We start from the raw sequence: 6,784 nt of genomic DNA, 5'->3' as shown, positions 1-6,784 counted from the left end.
CCACCCGTACGACTCGTTCTCCACCTCGGTGCAGGCCTTCCTGGAGCAGGCCGCCGCCGACCCGGACGTCCTCGCGATCAAGCAGACACTGATCCGCACCGCCGGCGACTCGCCGATCGTCAAGGCTCTGATCGCCGCCGCCGAATCCGGCAAGCAGGTCCTGGTCCTGGTCGAGAGCGAGGCGCGCTTCGACGAACAGGCCAACAACAAATGGGCGCGCGAGCTGGAGAGGGCGGGCTGCCACGTGGTGTACGGCCTGGTCGGCCTGAAGGCGCACTGCAAGCTCTTGCTCGTGGTGCGCCAGGAGCGCGACATCCTGCGCCGCTACAGCCACGTCGGCACCGGCGACTACCACCCCGAGACGGCCAGGCTCCACGAGGACCTGGGGCTGCTCACCGCCGACCCGCAGGTCGGCGCCGATCTCACCTGCCTGTTCAACCGGCTGGCGGGCTACCCCCGCAAGGAGGCGTACGACCGGTTGCTGGTGGCCCCGAACGACCTGCGCGGCGGGCTGATCGCGCGGATCGCGAGGGAGATCGAGAACCAGCGGTCGGGCGCCCCGGCCTACATTCGGATCAAGGTCAACTCGATCGTCGACAAGGCGATCATCGACGCCCTGTACCGGGCCTCGCGGGCCGGCGTGGCCGTGGACATCTGGGTCCGGGACATCTGCGTGCTCCGCCCCGGCGTCGCCGGGCTCTCCGAGAACATCCGGGTCCGCTCGGTCCTCGGCCGCTTCCTGGAGCACTCCCGAATCTTCGCCTTCGGCAACGGCGGCGAGCCCGAGGTGTGGATCGGCAGCGCCGACATGATGCGCCGCAACCTCGACCGCCGCATCGAGGCACTGGTCAGGGTCACCGACCCGGCCCACCGCACGATGCTCAACGGCTTGCTGGAGACCGGGATGTCCGACGCCACCGCCTCTTGGCACCTGGAGCCGGACGGGAACTGGACGCGGCACACCAGCGACACCCACGGGCACCGGCTGCGCGATGTCCAGGAGATGCTCATCGAAGCCCGGTGACCCAGGCGTGGCTCCATTCACGGGCTGTGGGGGCGCCCGGCATCCGGGCTGGGGCCTCCATACCGCGCTCCGGTGCCACCTCTACACGTCGCGCACCGCGAGCAGTTCGACCGCTGCCCCAGACGACTCCAGCAGTGGCGCAGCGGCAGAACGCCGGGGATCCGCCCGGTAGGCAGCGAGATCCTCACTGTTGGGAAAGGTGATGAGGTGCGCCTCGACCTGATCGTCCAAGGTGCGAAGCCGACGCTCAAGACGCCCTCCGTACTCGGCAAGGAGCGGCAGGACCACGCTTTCATAAGCGTCGAAGGCGCCGAGGCCCCCTTCGGGTAGCCGCGCGAGCATCAAGTAGGTGACGGCCATGGCTCCCTCACAGCGGTCGGTAAGAGTGATCTTCTGAGCCTATTGGAGTGCACGCCCTCAACGCCGCCTGTCTGCGCGGCCTCTTGTGGTCGCTGCCAGGGGGTCTCCACAGCACGGGGGTGGTAGTGCTGACGGACGAACGCGACGGCTTGTTCCGGCGGAACTCCATCAAGGACAGCCATGCATGCCAAGGCTGTTCCTGAGGGCAAGGGGTAGCGCAAACCCCGGCCACGCACGAGCACGCCCGAGGGAAAGCGCAGGACCCCGTCTCGGCCATCGCGCTTCCTCCGAGGTGGGGCGGGTGTGGGGTCAGCCGTCGGTCGACTCGCCGTCGTCCCGTGCGCGTCGGCGCGTTCTCTTTCGCACCCTCGTCGAGCTCCACTCTGGCGCTGATCACGATCTGGCGGGCGCAGTGCCGGGCGCCCACGTCGATCAATCCTGCGGCGTCGGCGGGCCCTTGGCCGAGGTGCCGGCGGTACACGGTGAAGGGATCCCGTGTCCGACGGGCAGTCCCGGCTGCCGCGATGGCAGGACATGCCCACGACCGTGCCGGTGCGGACGTGGCGGTGCGTGGGGCAGGCTTCACTCCTCGGTGGGCAGCCAGCAGCCGTGCAGTCCGAGCGGCACACGGACGGGGATGCGGACCCGGGCCACCGGGCCCGAGGCGGGATCCTCGGCGGGGATGACCAGGAACCAGCTCGCCCCGTCGGTGCGATCGGTGGCGAAGGTCAGCCAGTACCCGCCCTCCTCGGAACCGGAGGAGCCCGCCGAACCGGGTTCGGGGGCGAATACCGGTTCGCCGACCGAGAGGTTCCCGGCCACCCAGACGCGGGAGGTGCCCTGCTCGACGTCGAACCAGCGGATGGCGTCGTACTCGCCCGGCAGCAGGTCCGACCGACCCGTCTCGGTGGCCAGTGCGGTGTGCCGGTGGCGTCGGCCGATGCGGCGGTCGTCGACGCGCGGGAACTCCACCCGGGCGTCGTCCAGGAGGGTGCGGGTCATGGTGCCCGCGACCGGGTCGATGCGGGCCCGTACCAGGCCACAGCTGATCGGATCGTCGTCTTCGGCGGGTCCGCCCACCGTCAGCCGGCTCCACTGCACGTAGTCGAGGACCACCTGGGCGTCCGCGCCGGGTCCGTCGTCGTACGCGTTCACGGTGTGCCACACCCAGAACGCCTCGTCGTGCGCCCAGCGCGGCGGCCCGCCGTCGCGCGGGATCAGCACGACACGGGTGCCCTGTTCGGGGCGCCAGGCGAGGACGGAACCGCCGGACATGGCCGCGTCCAGGTCGAAGAACGCCGGGGCGAGGACGAGCACGGCGTAGCGGCCTGTCAGCGCCATGTCGTGGATCATCATCGGACGGTCCACCCCGTCGACGGGGGTGGGCCCGCGGCTGACCGCGCCGCCGCGGTCGATGACCGACCAGGTCAGGTAGGGCGGCTCCAGGCCGTAGCAGAAGACGACCATCTCGCCCGTGACGGGATCGATCTTGGGGTGGGCGGTGATCCCCGCGGGCAGAACGCCACCGAAGTCCTCGCGGCCGAGTGTCGCCAGTCCGCTGTCGACGCGGAAGGGACAGGCCGACTCGGCGAGGGCCAGCAGCCGGCCGGCGTGTCTGACCACGTTGATGTCGGGCATGTCCCGAAAGGTCGCGGCGAGCTCCGGTCCGACCTCGTCGGCGGTCGGCATGATCATCGACTCCAGCCCGCCCCACAGCGCGCGCCCGGCGCGTTCCTCGGCCTCCAGCGCGGGGGTGCGTACGAACCGGTTCCGGTAGCGGGCCCGGCCGCCCGAGATCCACACGCCGTGCAGCATTCCGTCGCCGTCGATCGGGTACAGGTAGGAGCCGATCGGGGTGAAGCGTGGATTGGGTCCGTTGCGCAGGTAGAGGCCGTCCAGGGCGTCCGGGAGCTCGCCCGTCACCTCCAGGTCCACGACGTCGACCTCCTGGGACACGGGCGCGAAGGTCCCGAGGAGGTGGGGAACGCGGGTGGGGTCGAAGCGGGGTGGCACGTACGTGTTCACGGGGCCTCCCGGGGCGCGCGGTCCTGCTTCAGCGTCTCCTACGCCACCTTCCAGTGAAACCCGTGCCGAGCGCGCCTGCCGGCCGCCCCGGGTACGACGGGGAGCCGCCCGCGGCCGACGGTGCGCGTGTGCTCGCGCTTCGGCACGGTGCGGATCTGGTCACCGGGCGCGTGAAGGTTCTGCGTCGCTCCTGGAACGATTCCCTCCCCAGGGTTGACGCAGGCACTTGCCACGCGGATCGTGGGCGCCTCAGCCGAACGAACGCTGGAGGTCCCGTGACCGATGAGCACCGCACCAGAGAGCTCACGCCGCTGACCGGCTCCGCCACAGTCGTGGGGGTGGCCGACATGGACCTGAACGATGCCGAGCTCCTCGAGCGGTACCCGCGAGTGGCCGAGATACTGGCGCGCTGGGAGCGACACGAAGTCATGTGAGGCCGCGCCCGTGGCTTTGACGGACTTGCCGCTCCGGCTGCGAAGGGCGGTCCGCGCCCTGCGCGGCGGTGCGAGGCCGGCGACAGTGTGTAGCCGGCCCCGCCCGTCAGCGTGGTCGGTCAGCAGGTGCCGGCCGGCCGTTCCCGGGTGACCAGGTCGGTCGAGCCGGTGGTCGCGTCGAGCCAGGCGACCTGGCGGCCGCTGCCCGCGGCCGGGTGGCTCTGCTCACCGCGGTTGCAGGAGACCCGCTCCCGGCGGGAGCCGTCGGTGGACAGCTGCCACAGCTTGGGCAGCGACTCGTTGCGGTACTGGGAGTCGGGCGTGCTGCCCACGACCGTCAGCGCGTCCTGCGAGACCGTGAGGTCGGAGGCGATGAGCGCGCCCGGCTTCCGCTCGCTGCTGACGGCGTACGCGCCGGTGCCGTCCAGGGCGGCGCTCACGATCGTCATCTGGCCGTCGTCGCCCCCGTCGGTGTCGCTCAGCCAGAACACGTTCTTGCCGTTGACGCCGGTCTGGCCCAGGCTCGTCGGGTCGCCGATCTGCTCGGTCATGGTCCGCTTGCCGGTGGCGAGGTCCACGATCTCCACGCCGAGCCGGTAGGTGCCGCCCTGCGGGTAGAGCTTGGCGTAGGCGATCCTGTCGCCGCTGATGGAGGGCAGACCGGTGAGGGTGTCCCACGTGCGTCCGTCGACGAAGACCGGAGCCTTGTCACCGGGGCGCAGGTAGGCGACGTGCCGGTCGCCGAAGAAGCCGTACTCCTCGAACACGACCACGTTCTTCTCCACGCGCAGGCCCGCGATCCCCGTCGCGGAGCTGTACAGGGTCTTGACCGGGCCGCCCGCGACCGGGCGGGAGAGGATGTCGACCGACGTGGGCCCGTAGGCCGTCCAGACCACCGTCTTGCCGTCCGTCGCCGGGGCGGTGTGGTACCTGCCGTCGTTGGGGCTGACCACCTTGGCGGAGCCTTCGCCGTCCAGCCGACCGGCGTAGACGGTGTAGGGCTCGGAGCCGTCTTCGTTGGACTTCGAGGCCGCCCACCAGCCACCGCCGGCCCCGACGCCCGAATCGGTGGTGTTGAGTCCGCCGAACAGGGTGTCGGTGTCCACGCCCAGGGCCTGCTCCCAGCCGGGGACGATGCCGTGGGCGTTGAAGGACCGCTTGACGGTGTTCTGCTGGGCGGAGCTCACGCCAAGCGCCCTGGCCGCGGCGAGGACCGCGTCGCGGGCCTCGGTGAACCCGTCGATCGGCGTCATGTACTCGGTCACGGCCTTGTAGACGATCCTGTCGGCCAGCGCGCCGCCGAGGTCCTCGCGGATGTCCCACAGGGCGCCCGAGAAGATCGTCGAGTTCAGGTGCACGCCGCCGTTGTCGGTGGCGAAGGACACGCCCAGGAAGTTCTTGGACGTGGTGGCACCGTCGTTGAGGTTGCGCAAGGCGCAGTCGGCGGGCGCCTTGCTGCGGCACAGGTCCTCGCCGATGAGGCCCGCGGTGGGGTCGCTCATCGCCGTTCCGCTTGCCGTGACGTCGATCGCGTTGCCGAAGTAGTCGGCCAGTGCCTCGTTCAGGGCGCCGGACTGGCCCGCGTAGACGAGTCCGGCCGAGTGCTCGATGACGCCGTGCGTCATCTCGTGGCCGACCACGTCGGTGTCGGCGGACATCGGCTTGTACACCGAGTTCCCGCTTCCGTACACCATCTTGGTGCCGTCCCAGAAGGCGTTGGCGTACGGCAGACCGTAATAGGTCACGCCGACCAGCGAGTTGACCGCCGTGCCGCTGCCGTCGAGGCTGTCGCGCCCGTGGTTCTTCTTGTAGTAGTCGTAGACCTGGCCCGCGTTCCAGTGCGCGTCCACGGCACCGGATTCCGTGGCGGCGCTGCCGAACTCGGCCTTCGGCGAGGAGAACATCTTCAGTCCCGCGGGCCACCGGCCCGCGGCCTCCGATACCGACCGGCCGCGGGCGTCCCAGGTCGTCAGCAGACCCTTGCTGGACGCCTGCATCCGGCCCGCGTCCGCCAGCACGAAGAGCCCGGCGGCCTGGTCGTAGGCGATGTCCAGCCTGGTCTGGGCGCCGCCCAGGCGGACACCGGACCCGGTCTCGGGGAACAGGCCCGGGGCGGTCTCCGGCGGTGCGGCCGTCGTCGCCCCGTCGGGCGTTTGCCCCGCCTGCGGGGCGCCCGGAGCCGCCATCGTCTTCAGCGCGCTGTACTGCAGGGCCGGGTAGCCCGAGTGCGCGTCGACGTACACCTCGTACAGGACCGGTTCCTTGCCGTCGGGTGCGGTGCCGCGCACGGTGACGCGGTAGGCGAGGACGCCGGAACCCTTGGGCAGCACGACCAGGCCCTTGGCCTCGCCGGTCAACCCGGAGGCGGGGGAGGGGGCGGCCTCGGAGCGCGGTGCCTGACTCTTGTCGAGGCCCTCGCCGAGCCGGCGGGCCGTGGCCGCGACCGCGCGCCGGACGGCGAGGTCCTCGCCGACGCTCGGGGTGACGTCGGTGGTGAGGGCGGTGAAGTAGTGCCCCGAGGTCCCGGTGACCACCCGCTCGTCGTTCTTCTTCTCCATGCGTACGACGTACTGGCCGCCCAGCACGTCGACGCCCCGGTGCTTCTGCTGGAGCCGGACCGTCTCGCCCGAAGCGCCGGCGGTGGTGGTCGCGACGGGGGCGAGGTCGGTGGCTGCCCGGGGGATCTTGTAGCGGCTCTTGTTCGCGGTCAGGTGCTGCCGTGCCGCGTCGGCCGGGGCGGCCTTGGCGTCGACGGGCTCGCGTATGCCCTCGACGAGGACCGGGGTGGCCGTGTCGCGGCCCGGTAAGGCGTTCGCCGGCCCGCCGGGGTCGACTGCCCAGGCCGGGGAGGCCTGCAGTGCCATCGCGGTGGCCAGCACGACGGCGAGGGCGCCGCCGGAGCCGAGGTGTTTGCGCCATATCCTTTTCGCGGCCGCAGCCG

The 6,784-nt window shown here is 71.1% G+C and carries 5 protein-coding genes and 1 pseudogene; 2 read left to right on the top strand and 4 right to left on the bottom strand.

The window, feature by feature from the left end:
- Window positions 1-1,024: pseudogene (locus ACIQ5Y_RS15670) on the top strand (RNA degradosome polyphosphate kinase); the annotation flags it as partial.
- Window positions 1,025-1,105: 81 nt separating this feature from the next.
- Here ACIQ5Y_RS15670 and ACIQ5Y_RS15665 read toward each other — a convergent pair.
- The 3 genes from ACIQ5Y_RS15665 to ACIQ5Y_RS15655 form a co-directional block, all read right to left on the bottom strand.
- The gene (locus ACIQ5Y_RS15665; protein ID WP_403879992.1) at window positions 1,106-1,384 is read right to left on the bottom strand and encodes a hypothetical protein; all 279 of its coding nucleotides are present in this window, start codon (window positions 1,382-1,384) and stop codon (window positions 1,106-1,108) included.
- Window positions 1,366-1,644, bottom strand: coding sequence for a hypothetical protein (locus ACIQ5Y_RS15660; RefSeq protein ID WP_403880006.1), 279 nt, complete (start codon window positions 1,642-1,644; stop codon window positions 1,366-1,368). Before ACIQ5Y_RS15660 ends, ACIQ5Y_RS15665 begins: the two co-directional genes overlap by 19 nt.
- 322 nt (window positions 1,645-1,966) lie before the next feature.
- On the bottom strand, window positions 1,967-3,409 hold the full coding sequence (locus ACIQ5Y_RS15655) for a carotenoid oxygenase family protein (protein WP_403879990.1): 1,443 nt from the start codon (window positions 3,407-3,409) through the stop codon (window positions 1,967-1,969).
- Window positions 3,410-3,684: 275 nt separating this feature from the next.
- Here ACIQ5Y_RS15655 and ACIQ5Y_RS15650 point away from each other — a divergent pair, with 275 nt between their 5' ends.
- On the top strand, window positions 3,685-3,843 hold the full coding sequence (locus ACIQ5Y_RS15650) for a hypothetical protein (protein WP_403879988.1): 159 nt from the start codon (window positions 3,685-3,687) through the stop codon (window positions 3,841-3,843).
- Window positions 3,844-3,962: 119 nt separating this feature from the next.
- Here ACIQ5Y_RS15650 and ACIQ5Y_RS15645 read toward each other — a convergent pair whose 3' ends face one another.
- Window positions 3,963-6,707, bottom strand: a complete 2,745-nt coding sequence (locus ACIQ5Y_RS15645; RefSeq protein WP_403880004.1) for a M4 family metallopeptidase — start codon at window positions 6,705-6,707, stop codon at window positions 3,963-3,965.
- Between the last annotated feature and the right edge of the window lie 77 nt (window positions 6,708-6,784).

Source organism: Streptomyces sp. NPDC096339 (assembly GCF_044762985.1).
In the GTDB taxonomy this organism is placed as follows: Bacteria; Actinomycetota; Actinomycetes; order Streptomycetales; family Streptomycetaceae; genus Streptomyces.
This window is presented reverse-complemented; position numbering and strand designations above follow the sequence as displayed.